At 72.2% G+C, this 18,525-nt stretch carries 21 protein-coding genes; 9 read left to right on the plus strand and 12 right to left on the minus strand.

What is annotated here, in order from left to right; translation table 11 throughout:
* The first annotated feature begins 251 nt into the window (after positions 1-251).
* The 7 genes from ACZ7FF_RS16625 (at position 252) to ACZ7FF_RS16655 (ending at position 6,545) form a co-directional block, all read left to right on the plus strand.
* A complete protein-coding gene (locus ACZ7FF_RS16625) occupies positions 252-554 on the plus strand; it encodes an urease subunit gamma (RefSeq protein WP_470812912.1) in 303 nt (100 codons plus the stop codon).
* A 10-nt stretch (positions 555-564) separates the two neighbouring features.
* Entirely contained in the window at positions 565-876 is a 312-nt protein-coding gene (locus ACZ7FF_RS16630; protein ID WP_470812913.1) for an urease subunit beta, read from the plus strand.
* Complete coding sequence (locus ACZ7FF_RS16635; protein WP_470812914.1) at positions 869-2,590, plus strand: urease subunit alpha; 1,722 nt, start codon at positions 869-871, stop codon at positions 2,588-2,590. The genes ACZ7FF_RS16630 and ACZ7FF_RS16635 overlap by 8 nt, the downstream gene beginning before the upstream one ends.
* Entirely contained in the window at positions 2,590-3,264 is a 675-nt protein-coding gene (locus ACZ7FF_RS16640) for an urease accessory protein UreF (RefSeq protein WP_470812915.1), read from the plus strand. Before ACZ7FF_RS16635 ends, ACZ7FF_RS16640 begins: the two co-directional genes overlap by 1 nt.
* A gap of 107 nt (positions 3,265-3,371) precedes the next feature.
* Complete coding sequence (ureG, locus tag ACZ7FF_RS16645; RefSeq protein ID WP_470812916.1) at positions 3,372-4,049, plus strand: urease accessory protein UreG; 678 nt, start codon at positions 3,372-3,374, stop codon at positions 4,047-4,049.
* On the plus strand, positions 4,046-4,804 hold the full coding sequence (locus ACZ7FF_RS16650; RefSeq protein WP_470812917.1) for an urease accessory protein UreD: 759 nt from the start codon (positions 4,046-4,048) through the stop codon (positions 4,802-4,804). Before ureG ends, ACZ7FF_RS16650 begins: the two co-directional genes overlap by 4 nt.
* A gap of 142 nt (positions 4,805-4,946) precedes the next feature.
* Positions 4,947-6,545: an alpha/beta hydrolase gene (locus tag ACZ7FF_RS16655; protein ID WP_470812918.1), complete on the plus strand. Its 1,599-nt coding sequence runs from the start codon at positions 4,947-4,949 to the stop codon at positions 6,543-6,545.
* A 110-nt stretch (positions 6,546-6,655) separates the two neighbouring features.
* Here ACZ7FF_RS16655 and ACZ7FF_RS16660 read toward each other — a convergent pair whose 3' ends face one another.
* Positions 6,656-7,381 (minus strand): lysophospholipid acyltransferase family protein, encoded by a 726-nt coding sequence (locus ACZ7FF_RS16660; protein ID WP_470813092.1) that lies wholly within the window; start codon positions 7,379-7,381, stop codon positions 6,656-6,658.
* A 179-nt stretch (positions 7,382-7,560) separates the two neighbouring features.
* Entirely contained in the window at positions 7,561-8,046 is a 486-nt protein-coding gene (locus ACZ7FF_RS16665) for a pyridoxamine 5'-phosphate oxidase family protein (RefSeq protein WP_470812919.1), read from the minus strand.
* Between the two features lie 371 nt (positions 8,047-8,417).
* Between ACZ7FF_RS16665 and ACZ7FF_RS16670 the strand changes: the two genes are divergently transcribed.
* The gene (locus ACZ7FF_RS16670; protein ID WP_470812920.1) at positions 8,418-9,107 is read left to right on the plus strand and encodes a response regulator; all 690 of its coding nucleotides are present in this window, start codon (positions 8,418-8,420) and stop codon (positions 9,105-9,107) included.
* 77 nt (positions 9,108-9,184) lie between these two features.
* Here the strand turns inward: ACZ7FF_RS16670 and ACZ7FF_RS16675 are convergent, their stop codons facing one another.
* Positions 9,185-9,640, minus strand: coding sequence for a Crp/Fnr family transcriptional regulator (locus ACZ7FF_RS16675; protein WP_470812921.1), 456 nt, complete (start codon positions 9,638-9,640; stop codon positions 9,185-9,187).
* A 414-nt stretch (positions 9,641-10,054) separates the two neighbouring features.
* Here ACZ7FF_RS16675 and ACZ7FF_RS16680 point away from each other — a divergent pair, with 414 nt between their 5' ends.
* Entirely contained in the window at positions 10,055-10,225 is a 171-nt protein-coding gene (locus ACZ7FF_RS16680; protein WP_470812922.1) for a hypothetical protein, read from the plus strand.
* 93 nt (positions 10,226-10,318) lie between these two features.
* On the opposite strand, the gene ACZ7FF_RS16685 is transcribed toward ACZ7FF_RS16680, so the two are convergent.
* From ACZ7FF_RS16685 to ACZ7FF_RS16725, 9 genes are all read right to left on the minus strand, one after another.
* The gene (locus ACZ7FF_RS16685; RefSeq protein WP_470812923.1) at positions 10,319-10,960 is read right to left on the minus strand and encodes a methyltransferase family protein; all 642 of its coding nucleotides are present in this window, start codon (positions 10,958-10,960) and stop codon (positions 10,319-10,321) included.
* Between the two features lie 181 nt (positions 10,961-11,141).
* Positions 11,142-12,359, minus strand: coding sequence for an ornithine--oxo-acid transaminase (rocD, locus tag ACZ7FF_RS16690; protein WP_470812924.1), 1,218 nt, complete (start codon positions 12,357-12,359; stop codon positions 11,142-11,144).
* Complete coding sequence (gene ddaH, locus ACZ7FF_RS16695) at positions 12,359-13,168, minus strand: dimethylargininase (protein WP_470812925.1); 810 nt, start codon at positions 13,166-13,168, stop codon at positions 12,359-12,361. Before ddaH ends, rocD begins: the two co-directional genes overlap by 1 nt.
* 154 nt (positions 13,169-13,322) lie before the next feature.
* Positions 13,323-13,808, minus strand: coding sequence for an Lrp/AsnC family transcriptional regulator (locus ACZ7FF_RS16700; protein WP_470812926.1), 486 nt, complete (start codon positions 13,806-13,808; stop codon positions 13,323-13,325).
* 38 nt (positions 13,809-13,846) lie between these two features.
* Positions 13,847-14,014, minus strand: a complete 168-nt coding sequence (locus ACZ7FF_RS16705; protein ID WP_351607810.1) for a hypothetical protein — start codon at positions 14,012-14,014, stop codon at positions 13,847-13,849.
* Positions 14,015-14,095: 81 nt separating this feature from the next.
* Positions 14,096-15,046, minus strand: a complete 951-nt coding sequence (locus ACZ7FF_RS16710; protein ID WP_470812927.1) for a cytochrome c oxidase assembly protein — start codon at positions 15,044-15,046, stop codon at positions 14,096-14,098.
* Between the two features lie 167 nt (positions 15,047-15,213).
* Positions 15,214-16,239 carry a 6-phosphofructokinase gene (locus tag ACZ7FF_RS16715; protein ID WP_470812928.1) on the minus strand — a complete coding sequence of 342 codons (1,026 nt, stop codon included), beginning with the start codon at positions 16,237-16,239 and terminating at the stop codon, positions 15,214-15,216.
* 230 nt (positions 16,240-16,469) lie between these two features.
* Entirely contained in the window at positions 16,470-17,198 is a 729-nt protein-coding gene (locus ACZ7FF_RS16720; protein ID WP_470812929.1) for a type 1 glutamine amidotransferase, read from the minus strand.
* Positions 17,199-17,219: 21 nt separating this feature from the next.
* Positions 17,220-18,458, minus strand: coding sequence for a MurT ligase domain-containing protein (locus tag ACZ7FF_RS16725; RefSeq protein WP_470812930.1), 1,239 nt, complete (start codon positions 18,456-18,458; stop codon positions 17,220-17,222).
* Positions 18,459-18,525 lie beyond the last annotated feature (67 nt).

The following is an 18,525-nucleotide window of genomic DNA, read 5'->3' on the forward strand; positions in this document are numbered from 1 at the left end:
CTCGCCGCGCGGGCGTGTGCCGTCGGCCGCCCGGGTATGGGCGGGCTCTTCGCGCGGTCATGAGCCGATCAAAGGCTGGTTAACGTCCTTGAAACTCCGGCGAACTAGCCTGCCACTCCACGCCACCAGGGGTTTTTCTGCCCGAGTTGATCACCCCTCGGGCCATTTGTCTGTGTGTTACACCTGGCCCGTCGCGGTGGCTGCGGCGACCGGACCCCGCACGGTCCGGAGCAAGGACTGTGAGGTGGGACGTGCAACTGACCCCGCACGAGCAAGAGCGGCTGCTCATCCATGTGGCGGCCGACGTGGCCGAGAGGCGCAGGGCCCGCGGACTCAGGCTCAACCACCCGGAGGCGGTCGCCCTCATCACGTCGCACATCCTCGAGGGCGCGCGCGACGGCCGTACCGTCGCCGAGCTGATGTCCAGCGGCCGCAAGCTCCTCACCAGGGACGACGTCATGGACGGAATCCCGGAGATGATCCACGACGTCCAGGTGGAGGCCACCTTCCCGGACGGCACCAAGCTCGTCACCGTCCACGACCCGATCGTCTGAGGGGGCCGCGATGATCCCTGGAGAGGTCCTGTTCGCGGACGATCCCGTCAACATCAACGACGGCCGTGAGATCACTCGTCTGACCGTACTCAACGCCGCCGACCGGCCGGTCCAGGTCGGCTCCCACTACCACTTCGCCGAGGCCAACCCCGGCCTGGAGTTCGACCGCGCCGCCGCCCGCGGCAAGCGGCTGGACATCGCCGCCGGCACCGCCGTTCGCTTCGAGCCCGGCATCCCCGTCGAGGTCGGACTCGTGCCGATCACCGGCGCCCGGATCGTGCCCGGCCTGCGCGGGGAGACCGGAGGCGCCCTCGATGCCTGAGCTCTCCCGCGCCGCCTACGCCGACCTGTTCGGCCCCACCACCGGCGACCGCGTCCGGCTCGCCGACACCGACCTGCTGATCGAGATCGAGGAGGACCGCTCCGGCGGGCCCGGTTCCGCCGGGGACGAGGCGGTCTTCGGCGGGGGCAAGGTCATCCGCGAGTCCATGGGCCAGTCCCGCGCGACACGGGCCGACGGCACCCCCGACACCGTGATCACCGGCGCCGTCGTCGTCGACCACTGGGGCGTCGTCAAGGCCGACGTCGGCATCCGTGACGGCCGTATCACCGGCATCGGCAAGGCCGGCAACCCGGACACCATGGACGGCGTCCACCCCGACCTGGTCATCGGCCCGGAGACCGAGATCATCGCGGGCAACGGGCGGATCCTCACCGCGGGCGCCATCGACGCGCACGTCCACTTCATCTGTCCCCAGGTCGCCGACGAGGCGCTCGCCTCCGGCATCACCACCCTGGTCGGCGGCGGCACCGGCCCCGCCGAGGGCTCCAAGGCCACCACCGTCACGCCCGGCCCCTGGCACCTGGCCCGGATGCTGGAGGCGATGGAGGCCTACCCGGTCAACGTCGGCCTCCTCGGCAAGGGGAACACCGTCTCGCACGAGGCGATGCTCTCCCAGGTCCGCGGCGGCGCCGTCGGCCTGAAGCTGCACGAGGACTGGGGCTCCACCCCCGCCGTCATCGACGCCGCGCTCACGGTCGCCGACCGCACGGGCATCCAGGTCGCCATCCACACGGACACCCTCAACGAGGCCGGCTTCGTCGGGGACACCCTCGCCGCGATCGCGGGCCGGGGCATCCACTCGTACCACACCGAGGGCGCGGGCGGCGGGCACGCCCCGGACATCATGACCGTGGTCTCCCAGCCGAACGTGCTGCCCAGCTCCACCAACCCGACCCGGCCCTTCACCGTCAACACCACCGAGGAACACCTCGACATGCTGATGGTGTGCCACCACCTCAACCCGGCGGTCCCGGAGGACCTGGCGTTCGCCGAGTCCCGGATCCGGCCCTCCACCATCGGGGCGGAGGACATCCTCCACGACCTCGGGGCGATCTCGATCATCTCCTCCGACTCTCAGGCCATGGGCCGCGTCGGCGAGGTGATCCTGCGCACCTGGCAGACCGCGCACGTGATGAAGCGGAGGCGCGGTGCCCTGCCCGGCGACGGGCGGGCGGACAACCATCGGGTACGTCGATATGTCGCCAAGTACACGATCAACCCGGCGCTCGCCCAGGGACTCGCCGCCGAGATCGGCTCCGTGGAGACCGGGAAGCTCGCCGACCTGGTGCTGTGGGAGCCCGCGTTCTTCGGCGTGAAGCCGCTCCTCGTGCTCAAGGGTGGCCAGATCGCCTATGCGCAGATGGGCGACGCCAACGCCTCCATCCCCACCCCGCAGCCGATCCTGCCCCGCCCGATGTACGGCGCGATCGGCCGTGCCCCGGCCGCCAACTCCGTCAACTTCGTGGCGGGGCAGGCGATCGAGGACGGGCTGCCGGAACGGCTGCGGCTGGGCAAGCAGTTCGTGGCGATCGAGTCCACGCGCGCGGTGACCAAGGCGGACATGCGCGAGAACGACGCCAGACCGGACGTGCGCATCGACCCCGACAGCTTCGCCGTGCGCATCGACGGCGAGCTGGTCGAGGCGACCCCGGCCGCCGAACTGCCCATGGCCCAGCGTTACTTCCTCTTCTGATGTCCAGGGCAGCGCTGCTCGTCCTGGCGGACGGGCGCTTCCCCGCCGGAGGACACGCGCACTCGGGCGGGGCGGAGGCCGCCGTCAGGGCGGGCCGCATCACCTCCGCCGCCGGTCTGGAGGACTTCTGCCGGGGCCGGCTGCACACGACCGGTCTGGTCGCGGGCTCCCTGGCCGCGGCCGCCGTGCTCGGCGCCGACCCCGGTGAGCTGGACGCGGCGGCGGACGCCCGTACGCCGTCCCCGGCGCTGCGGGCGGCCGCGCGCAGGCTCGGCCGCCAGTTGCTGCGGGCCGCCAGGGCCGCCTGGCCCTGCGACGAACTGGACGCGCTGGCACGGCAGTTCCCCAAGGGCGCGCACCAGCCGGTGGTGCTCGGGCTCGCGGCACGGGCGGCCGGACTCGGACCCGAGGACGCGGCCCACTGCGCGGCGTACGAGAGCGTCAGCGGCCCGGCGACGGCGACCGTGCGCCTGCTGAGCCTCGACCCGTTCGAGGCGACGGGGGTGCTGGCCCGCCTCGCGCCGGAGCTGGACCGTGTCGCGGACGCGGCGGTGCGGGCGGCGCGCGCCGTGCCCGACGAGGGCGTCGACGCGCTGCCCGCGGCCTCCGCACCGCTGCTGGAGGTCATGGCCGAGGCGCACGCCGCATGGCCGGTACGCCTGTTCGCGTCCTGACCCCGCCCACCCACCCCCACCCATCCGTCCGACCCGCCCGGCCGAGGAACGGCCGCCCCCGCGGGGGCAATCCCGACCGGGCGACAGGCCTCACAGGAGCCGTACCCATGCACCTCGACCACACCCACGACGGGCCGGCCGCCCTCAGTGCCGACGCGCACCGCCCCGACGGAACGCGCCGCGCGCTGCGGATCGGGCTCGGGGGGCCCGTCGGATCCGGGAAGACCGCCACCGTCGCCGCGCTCTGCCGGGCCCTGCGCGACGAGCTGTCCCTCGCGGTCGTCACCAACGACATCTACACCCGCGAGGACGCCGAGTTCCTGCTCCGGGAGGCCGTGCTGCCGCCCGAGCGGATCACGGCCGTCGAGACGGGCGCCTGCCCGCACACCGCGATCCGCGACGACATCTCCGCCAACCTCGAAGCCGTCGAGGACCTGGAGGACGCGGTCGGCCCGCTGGACCTGATCCTCGTCGAGTCGGGCGGGGACAACCTCACCGCGACCTTCTCCAAAGGCCTCGTGGACGCGCAGATCTTCGTGATCGACGTGGCCGGGGGCGATGACATTCCGCGCAAGGGCGGCCCCGGCGTCACCACCGCCGACCTGCTCGTCGTCAACAAGACCGACCTGGCGCCCCACGTCGGCTCCGACCTCGTCCGGATGGCCGCCGACGCCAAGGCCCAGCGCGACCGGCTCCCCGTGGTCCTCCAGTCGTTGCGCGGCGAGACCGGCGTCGCCGACGTGGCCGCCTGGGTCCGGGGGCGGCTCGCCGCGTGGACGGCATGACGGCCACCGGCGTCCTGGCCCGCGCCCGCGTCGTCGCCCGCCCGGACGGCCGCGGCGGTACGGCGCTGCCCGTGCTGGACGGCGAGGGCCCCCTCGCGCTGCGCCGCACCCGGGCGAGCGGCGGCGAGGCGCGGGTCATGGTCGTCGGCGCGATGAGCGGCCCGCTCGGCGGCGACCGCTTCTCGCTGCGCGCACGGGTGGAGGCGGGCGCCCGGCTGCACGTCGGATCGGCCGCCGCCACCCTCGCGCTGCCGGGCCAGGCCAAGGGCGAGGCCCGCTACGACGTACGGCTCGACGTCGCCCCCGGCGGCGAACTGCACTGGCTGCCCGAGCAGTTGATCTCGGCGAACGGGAGCGATCTGTACGTCGCCACCCGGGCCGAACTCGAAGCCGGGGCCCGGCTGGTGCTGCGCGAGGAGCAGGTGCTCGGACGGGTGGGGGAGGAACCCGGGCGGCTCACCAGCCGGTTGACGGTGCGGGTCGAGGGCCGGACCGTGCTGGACCAGGAACTGGCCTGCGGCCTCGGGGCGCCGGGTGGCTGGGACGGCCCCGCCGTGCTCGCCGGCCACCGTGCGGTGGGCCAACTCGTCGTTGTACGCCCTGAGTTCGATAATCAGCCCCCGGCTGCACGGCTGCTGGGGGAGTGCGCCGCCCTGGTGCCGCTTCCCGGGCCCGCCGTACTGGTCACCGCCCTGGCCCCGGACGCGCTGCGGCTGCGGCGGCTGCTGGAGGACGCCCGGGCCCTGCTCGGCTGATCAACTCCGTTCCGCTCAGCGGGACATGATCATCCGGTTATCGGATTGGTAAAGATGGGTGGCACCCCCTGTTCACAGGGACCTCACAGCGGAGAGGATCCCCGCTTGACGAACTCGCAGCGATGCACGGGAGGGGCCCCACTTGAGGGAGAACAGACCGAAGAGCCGTCTGCTGGCGCTCGGTTCGGCCGGAGCACTCGTCACCGCCACCCTGATCGCCGGCGCCGTCTCGGCTCCCGCGGCCACCGCCGCCGGGCGGCCGAGCCAGGACCGGGAGGCCCAGGGCGCCGAGGTGGCCGCCGCACGGGCCGCCAAGGCCGGCATCGACTGGCAGGACTGCCCGGCCGACTGGGGGCTCGCGAAGCCCATCCAGTGCGGCTGGGTCAGTGTGCCCGTCGACTACGCGCACCCCTACGGCAAGCAGATCAAGCTCGCCGTGGACCGGATAGGCAACACCGGCACCCAGGCCGAGCGCCAGGGCGCCCTCGTCTACAACCCGGGCGGCCCCGGAGGTTCCGGGCTGCGCTTCCCGACCCGGGTCACCAACAAGAACCCCGTCTGGGCGAACGTCGCCAAGGCCTACGACTTCGTCGGCTTCGACCCGCGCGGCGTCGGCCACTCGGCCCCCATCTCCTGCGAGGACCCGCAGGAGTTCGTGAAGGCGCCGAAGGCGGACCCGGTCCCCGACACCGGGGCGGACAAGCTGGCCCAGCGCAAGCTGGCCCGCGAGTACGCCGACGGCTGCCTGGACCGCACCGGCCGGGCGATGCTCCAGCAGATGACCACGCCGAACACGGCCCGTGACCTCGACGTCATCCGCGCCGGGCTGGGCGAGAAGAAGCTCAACTACCTCGGCGTCTCCTACGGCACCTACCTCGGCGCCGTCTACGGCACGCTCTTCCCGGGCCACCTGCGCCGCATGATCGTGGACAGCGTGGTCAACCCGGCCCGCGAGAACATCTGGTACCAGGCCAACCTGAACCAGGACATCGCGTTCGAGGGCCGCTGGAAGGACTGGGAGGACTGGGTCGCCGCCAACGACGCCGCCTTCCACCTCGGCACCACCCGCGCCGCCGTCCAGGACAAGTGGCTCCAGCTGCGCGCCACCGCCAAGAAGAGCCCCATCGGCGGGGTCGTCGGCCCGGCCGAGCTGATCTCCTTCTTCCAGAGCGCGCCGTACTACGACTCCTCGTGGGTGCCGGTCGCGACGGTCTTCAGCAAGTACGTCGCCGGCAACACCCAGGCGCTGGTCGACGCGGCCGCCCCCGACCTGTCGAACACCGCGGGCAACATCGCCTCGGAGAACTCCAACGCCGTCTACACGGCCGTCGAGTGCACCGACGCCAAGTGGCCCACCAGCTGGCACAAGTGGGACCGGGACAACACCCGGCTCAACAAGGACTACCCGTTCATGACCTGGGCCAACGCCTGGATGAACCTGCCCTGCGCCACCTGGCCGGTGAAGCAGCAGTCGCCGGTGGACGTGAAGACCCACAAGGGTCTGCCGCAGGTGCTGATCGTGCAGTCCACCCGCGACGCCGCCACCCCGTACCCCGGCGCCGTCGAGCTGCACCAGCGCTTCCAGGGCTCCCGTCTCATCACCGAGAAGGACGCCGGCTCGCACGGCGTGACCGGCCTGGTCAACCCGTGCATCAACCAGCGCGTCGACGCCTACCTGGTCGACGGCAAGCTGGACGGCGCGGACGTGACCTGCGGCCCGCACGCCACGCCCAAGCCGTAACACCGCTCTCACCGTGACGAGGGGCGGCCGGACACTCCGGCCGCCCCTCGCCCACGTCCCGGACCAGGAGCCTTTGCCGCGCGGCCGAGGGAACCGGTCACTCCGCCAGGTCAGCTGAGCGGCGCCCGGGGGAACCTGCGCTCCCGCTCGCCCTTCTCCGCGGACCGCTGCCCCTTCGCGACGGCCGCGTACTGGTCCACGTACTCCTGCTCGGACAGCATCAGGATCGCGTACATGATCTCGTCGGTGACGGCCCGCAGCACCGCCTTCTCGTGCTCCATACCGGCGTAGCGGGAGAAGTCGAGGGCCTTGCCGAAGCGGATGGTGACGGGACGGATCCGCGGGATCACCGTGCCCGGCGGCTGCGCCTCGAACGTGCCGATCATCGCGCAGGGCACGACGGGGACGCCCGCCGTCAGCGCCATCACGGCGACCCCGACCTTGCCCTTGTACAGCCGCCCGTCGTGCGACCGCGTCCCCTCCGGGTAGATGCCGAGCAGCTCGCCCTTGGACAGCACGCCGAGGCCCTCGCGGATCGCCGCCTGACCGGCCTCCTTGCCCGAGCGGTCCACCGGGATCTGCCCGGCGCTGCGGAAGAAGAACGCGGTGAGCCGGCCCTTGAGGCCCGGCCCGGTGAAGTACTCCGCCTTGGCGAGGAAGGTGATGCGGCGCTTCAGCATCGCCGGCATCAGGAAGTGGTCGGAGAAGGACAGGTGGTTCCCGGCGACGATGGCCGGCCCCGCCGCCGGCACGTTCTCCAGGCCCTCGATCCGGGGCCGGAACACCAGCCTGAGCAGGGGACCCAACAGCACGTACTTGAGCAGGTAGTAGAACACGGCTCGCCTCTCACTCCAGAAGGTCCGCTGCTGACCGGGGGCCGCGCAGGTCGACGCGCGCGTCGCGGCACCCGGCCCCTGTGCGTCCGTAGTCATCTGTAACCACGTTCGGCGCGACTCATGCTGGCCCCGCACGGTGACACCTGATGACGCGTCAGCGAGGACGACCCTGTCCGCGATCAGGCGCCGCCCACATGGTGCTCCCCGGCGGCCGCGCGGTCGTCGGCCGTCAGACGGACACCGGTGATCAGATCGGGACGGATGCGCACCGCGCAGTCCATGGGCTGCTGCACCCAGGGCACCAGCAGGGCCCGGTACCGGGCCAGCGCGTCCGGGTCGCTCACCTGACGGGCGTAACCGGTGACCATCACGCTCCAGCCGAGGTGCGTGTCCGGGTCGATGACATCGGCCTCGTAGGCGACGACGACACCGGCGCCGTCGGCCTCCCGGGCGCGGGAGGTGAGGGCCGCGCCCTCGTGCGTGCGGATGACGATGTCGCCGCCGTCCAGGACGTGGTTCACCGGGCGCACGGTCGGCAGCGCGTGCCGGGTGAAGACGATCCGGCCGAAGGAGACACTGCCCAGAAGCCGCAGGGCCTCGTCGCGGTCAAGATCGATGCTCCGGCGCGGCCCGGAGGGGAGGGTCTCGGGGTTCTCGATGGTCATGGCGGGCTTCCGTGCGGTCTGGTGGCTCACTGCCGTGTGTCTCGGGTCGACGTGCCGGGATACGAACGGGCCCCGCCCGAGGCGGAATGGCGGGGCGCCCGCCGCGGACAGACGTGACCAGCCCATGGAACCGGGCCGGACCACTCCACACCAGGGCCGTTCGGCCCTCGCCCGCACCCGGACAGCCCCGCGGCGGCCGTGCGGGACGGCTCGGACCCCGCCCGCCGAGGCCGCGCCGGGCCGGGAAGACCAGGAGAAGGCGGGGGAGACCACGAGAAGAAAGGGCCGATCGGCCCTGGACCCCGGGCCCGGCGGCAAGAAGGATTCCCGGGATGGACAGCGGCGGAGCACGCCGGAACAGGGAGCGATGGATGGCACACAGCGAGCAGCAGGGCCCCGGCGAACCGATTCGCGTCTTCCTGATGGACGATCACGAGGTGGTACGGCGCGGCGTGCGGGACCTGCTGGACGACGAGCCGGACATCGAGGTGGTCGGCGAGGCCGGCACGGCCGAACAGGCCCTGGTGCGCGTCCCCGCGCTGCGCCCGCGGGTGGCGGTCCTGGACGTCCGGCTGCCCGACGGCGACGGTGTGAGCGTGTGCCGGGAACTGCGCTCGCGCATGCCGGAGCTGGCGTGTCTGATGCTGACCTCGTTCGACGACGAGGAGGCCCTGCTGGACGCCATCATGGCGGGCGCCTCCGGGTACGTCCTGAAGCAGATCCGGGGATCGGACCTGGTCTCGGCCGTGCGCACCGTGGCCGCCGGCCAGTCCCTGCTCGACCCGAGCGCCACCACCAGGCTGATGGCCCGGCTGCGCGGCGGTCGGCAGGAGGAGGAGCCGGACGCGCTGCCCGGCCTCACCGACCGGGAGCGGGAGATCCTGGCCCTGATCGGAGAGGGGCTGACCAACCGCCAGATCGGCCAGCGCCTCTACCTCGCCGAGAAGACGGTGAAGAACCACATCTCCCGTCTGCTCGCCAAGCTCGGTGTGGAGCGGCGAGTTCAGGCGGCCGTGATCGCGGCGCAGGTCAGGGACCGGCAGAGTCAGAACGGCCACTGAGGGCGGATGTCCCGCGGCCCCGGCGGAAGGCATCGGGCGGCCGGCCGCGGACTGCGCCGCCCGATGCTCCGGTGTCCTCAGACGAGGCTGCCGGCGCCGTAGGGGGCGTAGAGGTCGAGCAGCCGGGTCCTGGTGGACCGCAGCCGGTGGGCGAGGACCTCGCCGGCCCACCGGGTGACGGCCTGGCCGAGGGCCGGGTCGTCCGCGCACAGCGAGCGGACATCGGCCGCGTCGCACTCGTACGCCCGCACCGGTGACGCGGCCGTGGCGCCCAGATGCCAGACGTGCGGGGCGAACAGCCAGGAGACGCCGACAAGTTCGCCCGGCCCGAGCATCTCGACGACGGCGCGACGCCGGCCCGGCACACGGGTGTCGAGCTCGATGGAGCCGGAGCGGATGATCCAGAACCGGTCCGCGCGGGCGCCCTCGTCGAAGATGCGCGTTCCGGGCGGGAAGGGCACCTCTCGGGCGGAGCCCATGATCCGCCGCCTGTCGTCGGCGGGGAGCGCGCGTAGCAGGGTGGGGGTGTTCATGTCCCGCCTTCCGGACGGGTCGAAGGAAACCGACGCCTCAGTGTGCGACGCCGGCGGGTGACGGGACGAGGGCCCTCCGGCCCAGGGACAGGGGCCACCCGTCCCGAACCGCGGCGGAACGGCTCCGCCCGGCCCCGGACTTGGCGGCCCGGACCGACGGACCGGGTGGGCGCCCGCGCCCGCCGGACTCCGGCGGGCGGTGAGCCGTACGCTCCCACCGACACGGACCCGGCCGTCCGGCCCGCCCGGCACGCGCCGCCCGGGCCCGCTCCAGCCGCGCCGAGAGGGACCGTTGGGCCCCATGGAACCGCGGCCCCGGGAATCCGACGGCTGGTCGGGCAACTGCCCGACGCCTGCGCCGAGTTCTGGTACGAACAGGACGTCCCCGGAGAACCCGGCTGCCACCTGGGCCTCATGAACCTCGCCGGCCCGGACCTCCCCGCCGACGCCGACGTCTATCCGTGCGGTTCGCTTCCCTTCATGTGCGCCGTCCGCCCCCAACTGCTCCGAGCCGGCATCTCCGCACGGCACATCCGCTACGAGGTCTTCGGCCCCGACCTGTGGCTGGCCCACGCGGAGGACTGAGCGGCCCGGGTACGGGCGACGGTCCTGCGGGAGGTTCGGGGGACCGTCCGCCGGCCTCTCCTCGGCCGCCCACCCACCGCGCGGTCGGCGTCGTCAGGCGCCTGCGGGGCGTCCGGGCGTCCGGGCCGGGCGAGCCGGGCGGGTCCACGGGACAAGCGCCGGGACGTGGGCGCGGTAGGCCTCGTAGGAGGCGCCGAACTGACCGGCCATCAGGCCGTCCTCGACCCGGACCCGGCGCAGCAGCCAGGGGACCGCGACCACCAGCAGGGGTATCCAGACCCCGAAGCCGCAGGCGAGCATGCCGCCGGTGACCAGGCCGAGCAGGCCGGTGTAGATGGGGTGGCGGACCAGCCGGTACGGCCCGTCCGTCCGCAGCTCGTGGTGGTCGCGGACCATCGGGACGCTGGCCCACATCGTGCCGAGAACCCAGCGGGCCCACAGCAGGAGAGCGGTGGAGGCGACGGCGAGCAGGGCGCCCAGGAGCGCGAGCTCCGGCTGCCAGTACCGAAGGTGGCGCCAGACACCCGCGAAGTGCCCCACCAGTATGGAGAACGCGTACGCGCCCACGACGAGCAGCACCCGGCGCGGCAGGGTGCGCCGCAGCCCGCGCAGCCAGCCGCGCGGACCGGAGTGGCTCCGGATCCCGAAGTAGACGGCACCCAGCAGCCAGGCCACGAGAAAGATCACGACGCAGACGCCGGTGAGCGTGACGAGCGCCGAATGAAGCGATGTCATGCCTCAAGACTGCTCCGCGCGGTCAGTGGATCACCACCACCCACGGGTCGATTGAGGGGTCTCCACCCAGGGATGGAGACCCCCTGACCACCGTGCCCGCACTCGAACCGGACGGCGCGTCGTAGGCCCCTCGCGAGCCAGGGTTCCCGCGCCACGGCACACCCCCCGGACCCGCCGCGGCTCAGGCCAGTACGCGTTCCAGCGTCGCCAGCGCGGAGCGCAGCTCCTCCGCCGTGACGGTGAGCGGGGGCGCCAGCCGGATCGTGGAGCCGTGGGTGTCCTTGACCAGGATGCCCTCCCGCATCAGGCGCTCGCTGATCTCGCGGCCGGTGCCGATCGCCGGGTCGACGTCGACACCCGCCCACAGACCGCGCGCGCGGAAACCGACCACGCCCCGGCCCACCAGCTCGGTCAGCCCGTCGCGCAGGATCACGCCCAGCTCGGCGGCCCGGTTCTGGAACTCACCGGTCTCCAGCAGCTCGACCACGGCCGTGCCCACCGCCGCGGCGAGCGGGTTGCCGCCGAAGGTGGAGCCGTGCTCGCCCGGGTGCAGCACGCCCAGCACCTCGCGCCGCGCCACCACCGCCGACACCGGCACGATGCCGCCGCCGAGCGCCTTGCCGAGGAGCAGCACGTCCGGCACGACGTCCTCGTGCTCGACGGCGAGGGTGCGGCCCGTGCGGCCGAGGCCCGACTGGATCTCGTCCGCGATGAACAGGCAGCCCTTGCGCCGGGTCAGCTCACGGACGCCGGCGAGATAGCCGTCGTCCGGGATGAGCACGCCGGCCTCGCCCTGGATCGGCTCGATCAGCACCGCCGCCGTCGTCTCGTCGACCGCCGCCTCAAGCGCGGCGAGGTCGTTGTACGGCACCACCCGGAAGCCGGGGGTGAACGGGCCGAATCCGGACCGGGCCGTCTCGTCGGTGGAGAAGCTGACGATCGTCGTCGTACGGCCGTGGAAGTTGTCCGCCGCGACCACGATCGTCGCCTGCCCGTCCGGGACGCCCTTGACGTCGTACGCCCACTTGCGGGCCACCTTGATGCCGCTCTCCACCGCCTCGGCACCGGTGTTCATCGGCAGCACCATGTCGAGGCCGGTCAGCTCCGCGAGCCGCTCGGCGAACTCGGCGAGCCGGTCGTTGTGGAAGGCGCGGGAGGTGAGTGTCAGGCGGTCCAGCTGGCGGTGCGCGGCCTCGATCAGCGCCGGGTGCCGGTGGCCGAAGTTGAGCGCCGAGTACCCGGCGAGCATGTCGAGGTAGCGGCGGCCCTCGACGTCCTCCACCCAGCTGCCCTCGGCCTGGGCCACGACCACCGGCAGCGGGTGGTAGTTGTGCGCGAGGACCGGTTCCTCCGCACGGATCAGGTCGTCGGACGTACGGGTGCGCGCGGGTGCGGTCATCAGCGGATCTCCTGGGTGCAGCACTTGATGCCACCGCCGGCCTTGTGGAACTCCGACAGGTCGACGGGGACGGGGACGTAACCGTGGCCGGCGAGGCGCTCGGCGAGCGCCTCGGCGTGGGGCGCGATGAAGACGTGCCGGCCGTCGGAGACGGAGTTCAGGCCGAACGCCATCGCGTCCTCCCGGGTGGCGAGCACCGCGTCCGGGTACAGGCGCCGCAGCACCTCCCGGCTGCCCGGCGAGAACGCCTCCGGGTAGTAGCAGACGTTGTCGTCGTCGAGCACGAACAACGCCGTGTCCAGGTGGTAGAAGTACGGGTCCACCAGGGTCAGGCCGATCACCGGGTGGCCCAGGAACTCCTGCGCCTCCCGGTGCGCCTCCCGGGTCGTGCGGAACCCGGTGCCGGCGAGCACGTAGCGGCCCGTCCACACCAGGTCGCCCTCGCCCTCGGACACCGACTCGGGGCGGTAGACGTCGTAGCCCGCCGCCTTGAACCAGGTGTCGTAGTGCACCGACTCGGGGCGCCGCTCGGGCGCGTGGAACAGGGAGCCGAAGACCCGCCCGCCGACCACGCACGCGGCGTTGGCGGCGAAGACCATGTCCGGCAGCCCGGGGACCGGCTCGACGGCGTGCACGGTGTGGCCGTGGGCCCGGTAGGCGTCGATCAGCGCACGCCACTGCGCCTGGGCGAGATCCACGTCGACGGGCCGGTCGGGATGCATCCAGGGGTTGATCGCGTACTGCACCGCGAAGTGCCTGGGTTCGCAGACGAGAAAGCGCCTGAGGCGCGGCACACGGCTTTCGGACACAGAGGGTTTCCTCCGTTTTCCTGTGTGTCACTGAGGGGTGACACCAAGGTAGGAAGGGAGGGATACGTGCGACAAGAACATAAGGCTGCGTGGATGCGCAGCATCGCTGCGTTGTGATCGTCGCACGCGCACGCCTGCTGCGCATGTCCGCGGCTCACTCCGGGGCGGCGTGGGTGGCGCCCGCTTCCGGGCTTTCCGGGAGCAGGTGGGACAACACCATCACGCTGATCGTCTTCCGGATGAACGGCTCGGTGCGGATGCGCTCCAGCACCTCCTCGAAGTGCTCCACGTCGCGCGCCCGCACGTGCAGCAGCGCGTCGGCGCCGCCGGTCACCGTCATGGCCGCCGTGATCTCCGGATGGTTGCGGACGACCTCCGCCAGCCGCCGGGGCGGGGCCGCGCCCTCGCAGTACACCTCGACGTACGCCTCGGTGCGCCAGCCGAGCGCCAGCGGCTTCACCGTGGCCGTGAACCCGGTGATCACCCCTGTCTCCCGCAGCCGGTCCACGCGCCGCTTGACCGCCGTGGCGGACAGCCCGATCGCCGCGCCGATCTCGGCGAAGCTGGTCCTGGCGTTCGCCATCAGCGCGGTGATGATCTTGCGGTCGAGGTCGTCGAACGACGGCGTCCTGCTGTTCATGCGGGCACTGTAATCAGCCCCGCGCCGCAGGACGGGCCCTAGGACTGTGTGACGATCATGGCGAGTGTCAGCAGGCCCAGCACCACCCATCCGAACCACAGCCAGCCGTTGCTGCCGAGCGCGACCGTGTAGGCGGTCACGACGACGAGTCCGCCGACCGTGAGCGCGCCCATCGCCTTGGTGGAACCGTTCGTGGAACCGGGCATCGCGACACCCTCCTCATGGTCCGTCCACGACCATGGTGCCCCGGGTGTCGCCCGTTCGGCATACCCGGGTGTGCCCGGGATTCAGCTCTTGCGCGCGTTCAGCGAGGCCAGATAGGCGTTGTACGCCTGCAGCTCCTTGTCGCCGTCCCGGTCGGCGGCCCGGTCGGTGCGCCGCGCGTGCCGCTGCTCGGAGCGGTACCACTGGAAGAGCAGCGCGATCAGCACCAGCACGGACGGGATCTCGCTGAACGCCCAGGCGATGCCGCCCGCCGCGTTCTGGTCGGCGAGGGCGTCCAGGCCCAGTGAGGCGGGCGGATGCCGGAACGTGGCCACCATCGGGGTCGACGCCATCATCAGCGCGATGCCGAAGAACGCGTGGAAGGGCATGCCCGCGAACAGCTCCAGCATCCGCATCAGGTAGCCGGGCCGGTGCGGGCCCGGGTCCACGCCGATGATCGGCCAGAAGAACACCACGCCCACGGCGAGGAAGTGCACCATCATCGCGACGTGCCCGGCCTTCGACCCCATGAGGAAGTCGAAGATCGGGGTGAAGTACAGCGCGTACAGGCTCGCGATGAACAGCGGGATCGTGAACACCGGGTGGGTGATGACCCGCATGTACCGGCTGTGCAGCAGCGCCAGCAGCAGCTCGCGCGGGCCCTTGCGGCCCCGGCCGGCTGTCGGCAGCGCGCGCAGCGCCAGCGTGACCGGGGCGCCGAGCAGGATCAGGATCGGCGACAGCATGCTGATCACCATGTGCTGCACCATGTGCACGCTGAACATGACCATGCCGTAGTCGTTCAGCCCGGTGCACATCATCAGCCCGATGGTCAGCACACCGACGGCGTACGAGACGGTACGGCCCACCGGCCACGCGTCGCCGCGCCGGCGCAGCCGCACCACACCCCATCCGTACAGGCCCAGCCCGAGCAGGCAGGCGACGAGGAAGAAGGGGTCCGCCGACCACTGGAGCCCCCGCCCCAGCGTGAACGGCGGCAGATCCATCATCATGCCGTGCCCGCTGTGATCCATCCGGCGGCTCCTGTTTCGTGGGGGTTGTGCGAGTTGTCCGCCCCAAGAGTAGAACCGCCCCCGGTCACGACCTTGACCGGGGGCGGTTTGTTCTCACCTGAACTTGTGGTCCGGACTTCTCGTCCGGGGTGCTCGTCCGGACTTCTCGTCCGGGGTGCTCGTCCGAACTACAGGACGCACTCCGCCTCGTCGTACCGCTCCACCGGAACGGTCTTGAGGGTCTCCACGGCCTCCGCGAGGGACACCATCTCGATGTCGGTGCCGCGCAGGGCCGTCATCATCCCGAACTCGCCCCGGTGCACCGCCTCCACCGCGTGCCAGCCGAAGCGGGTCGCGAGCACCCGGTCGTAGGCGGTCGGCGTGCCCCCTCGCTGCACATGTCCGAGGATCACCGGCCGCGCCTCCTTGCCGAGGCGCTCCTCCAGCTCCACCGAGAGCTGCCGGGCGATGCCCGCGAAGCGCTCGTGGCCGTAGATGTCCTTGCCGCCCTCGTCGAAGTCCATGCCGCCCCGGCGGGGCTTGGCGCCCTCGGCGGCCACCACGATGGCGAACCGCTTGCCCGCCTCGAACCGCTCGCCGACCTTCCTCGTCAACTCGCCGATGTCGAAGGGCCGCTCGGGGACGACGATGGCGTGGGCGCCGGCCGCCATGCCGGAGTGCAGCGCGATCCAGCCGGTGTGGCGGCCCATGACCTCCACGATCAGCACGCGCTGGTGGGACTCGGCGGTGGTCTTCAGCCGGTCGAGCGCCTCGGTCGCCACGGTGACGGCCGTGTCGAAGCCGAACGTGACGTCCGTGACGGCGATGTCGTTGTCGATCGTCTTGGGCACGCCCACGATCGGCAGCCCGTTGTCCGACAGCAGCCGGGCCGCCTTCAGCGTGCCCTCGCCGCCGATCGGGATGATCGCGTCCAGACCGAGTTCCTCGACATGGCCCTTGGCCCGCTCGACGCCGTCCCGCAGGTGCTCCGGACGGACCCGGGAGGAGCCGAGGATGGTGCCGCCGCGCGCCAGGATGCCGCCTACGGCATCGAGGTCGAGCTTCAGATAGTCGCACTCCAGGAGGCCCTTCCAGCCGTCCCGGAAACCGATGACCTCGTCGCCGTGGTCGGCGACGGCACGGTGCACGACGGACCGGATGACGGCGTTCAGGCCGGGGCAGTCGCCGCCGGACGTGAGGACACCAATGCGCATAGCCCGAATTACCTTCTCAACGTGGGCCGGGAAACCGGACCACGTTGTCCGGCGGATTCCCGGTCACCCTACCGGCGTGAGGGGGTCGCTCCGTAGCGGGCGTCCGCCTGCTGGACGCGCCCGCACATGTGAGCGGACGGGCTGTCAGGCGGGCCCACCGAGAGTCTGCCGGAAGGTGCTGAAACGGCGCTGAAGCGCTGCTGAGACGGCGCTTGCACGGGCGCGGCGGGTTACGCGGGCTGCTGGGCGGCCGCGATGCGCTCGTTGCGCAGCGCCTCGTACCAGCGGTCGTCGATCGGCGGCAGCGCGTTGACGTCGAGCGCCAGCTTGAGCAGCAGGTCGGCGATCTGCGGGTTGCGGGCGAGGACCGGCCCGTGCATGTACGTGCCGAAGACCGTGCCGTTGTACGCGCCCTCCGTTCCGTCCCCGGTGCCGTTGCCCTTGCCGATCTTGGTCCGGGCGAAGGGGCGCGCGGTGGCGCCGAGGTGGGTGACGCCCTGGTGGTTCTCGAAGCCGGTCAGCGGGGGCAGCCCGAGCTGCGGGTCGATGTCGGCCAGCACGTCACCGACGCACCGCTCGCCCTCGCCGCGCACCGAGACCACGTCGAGCAGGCCGAGGCCCGGCTCGCGCTGGCCGAGGTCGTTGATGAACTCGTGGCCGAGGATCTGGTACCCGGCGCAGACCGAGAAGACGATCGCGCCGTTCTGCACCGCCCGCTGAAGATGGCCGTCCCGGCGCAGCCGCTCGGCCGCGAGCCGCTGCGGCCGGTCCTCGCCGCCGCCGATCAGGTAGATGTCGCCGGAGGTCGGGATCGGCTGGTCGCTGCGCACGTCGAGGCGGGCCACGTCCAGGCCCCGCTGCCGGGCCCGGCGCTCCACGACGAGCGCGTTGCCCTGGTCGCCGTAGGTGCTCAGCAGGTCCGGGTAGATCCACACCAGCCGCAGTTGGTTGTCGCTCATGAGGTGATCGCCCTTCGAAGATCAGTTGCCGACGCGGCGGCGCAGGTCCTGGAACGCGGTGTAGTTCGCGATGACCTCGATCCGTCCGGGCGGGCACATCTGCACGGCCTGGTCGAGGTTGTCGCAGACCTGGAAGTGCTGGTTGGCGACCTCCAGACGGACGGCGAGGTCCAGCTTCCGGTCGCCGATCACGAAGATCGGGTGGCCGGTGAGCCGGGTGTAGTCGACGTCCCACAGCCAGGAGGTGTCGGTGCCGTCGGCACCGCGCGCGTTCACGGACAGGATCACCGGGGCGGGCGGCGGGTCGATCAGGGAGAACGTCTCCAGCCAGCCGGCCGGGTTCTTCGCCAGCAGCAGCCGCAGGTCACGGCCCTCGAACTGGACCACGTCGTACCGGCCGGCCACGGCCTGCACCTGGTACATCCGCTCCAGGGCCACCTGCGGCGGCACCCCGAAGACGGCGGCCACGGCGGCCGAGCTGGCCGCGTTGGCCTTGTTGGCGCGGCCCGGCAGCTGGAGGTGGATCGGCCAGGCGGACCCGTGCGGGTCGAGGACGTGGTCCCCGGACAGCGCCCAGGTCGGCGTCGGTCGGCGGAACCCGCACTCGCCGCAGAACCAGTCCTCGCCGGGCCGCTGCATCACGCCGCCGCAGGACGGGCAGGACCAGGCGTCGTCCTTCCACATCTGCCCGGCCGCGACCCAGATCACGTTCGGGGACGAGGAGGCGGCCCAGACGACCAGCGGGTCGTCGCAGTTGGCGACGACGACGGCCTTGGTCCCGGCCAGCCCCTCGCGCCAGTTCTCGGCGAGCATCCGCGTCTCGGCGGCGCGGTCGAGCTGGTCGCGGGAGAGGTTGAGGAGCGCGATGCACTTCGGGTCGGTGTCCCGGGCCACTCCGGCCAGGTACTTCTCGTCGACCTCGATGACACCGAACTTCGACTCCGTGCCGCCCGCGAGGGCGGAGGTGATGCCCGCCGGCATGTTGGCGCCGAGCGCGTTCGACACGACCGGGCCCGCGGCGCGCAGCGCCTCCGCGATCAGCCGGGTGGTCGTGGTCTTGCCGTTGGTGGCGGACACCAGGACGACGTCCAGGTTCTGGGCGAGCCGTCCGAGCAGGTCGGGGTCGAGCCTCAGGGCCACCTTGCCGCCGATCACCGACCCGCTGCCGCGCCCGGCCGCACGCGATGCCGCGGCGACCGCCTTGCCCGCGGTCACGGCCAGCTTGGCCCGCGGCGAGAGCGGGTCCGAGTTGCCTGCCATCAGTTCTCGATCCTCCTTGCGTACGCGCCGCGCCTGGGGCCATCCGGCAGCGTGGTGGGAACCTCAG

Source organism: Streptomyces sp. NPDC037126 (assembly GCF_055605965.1).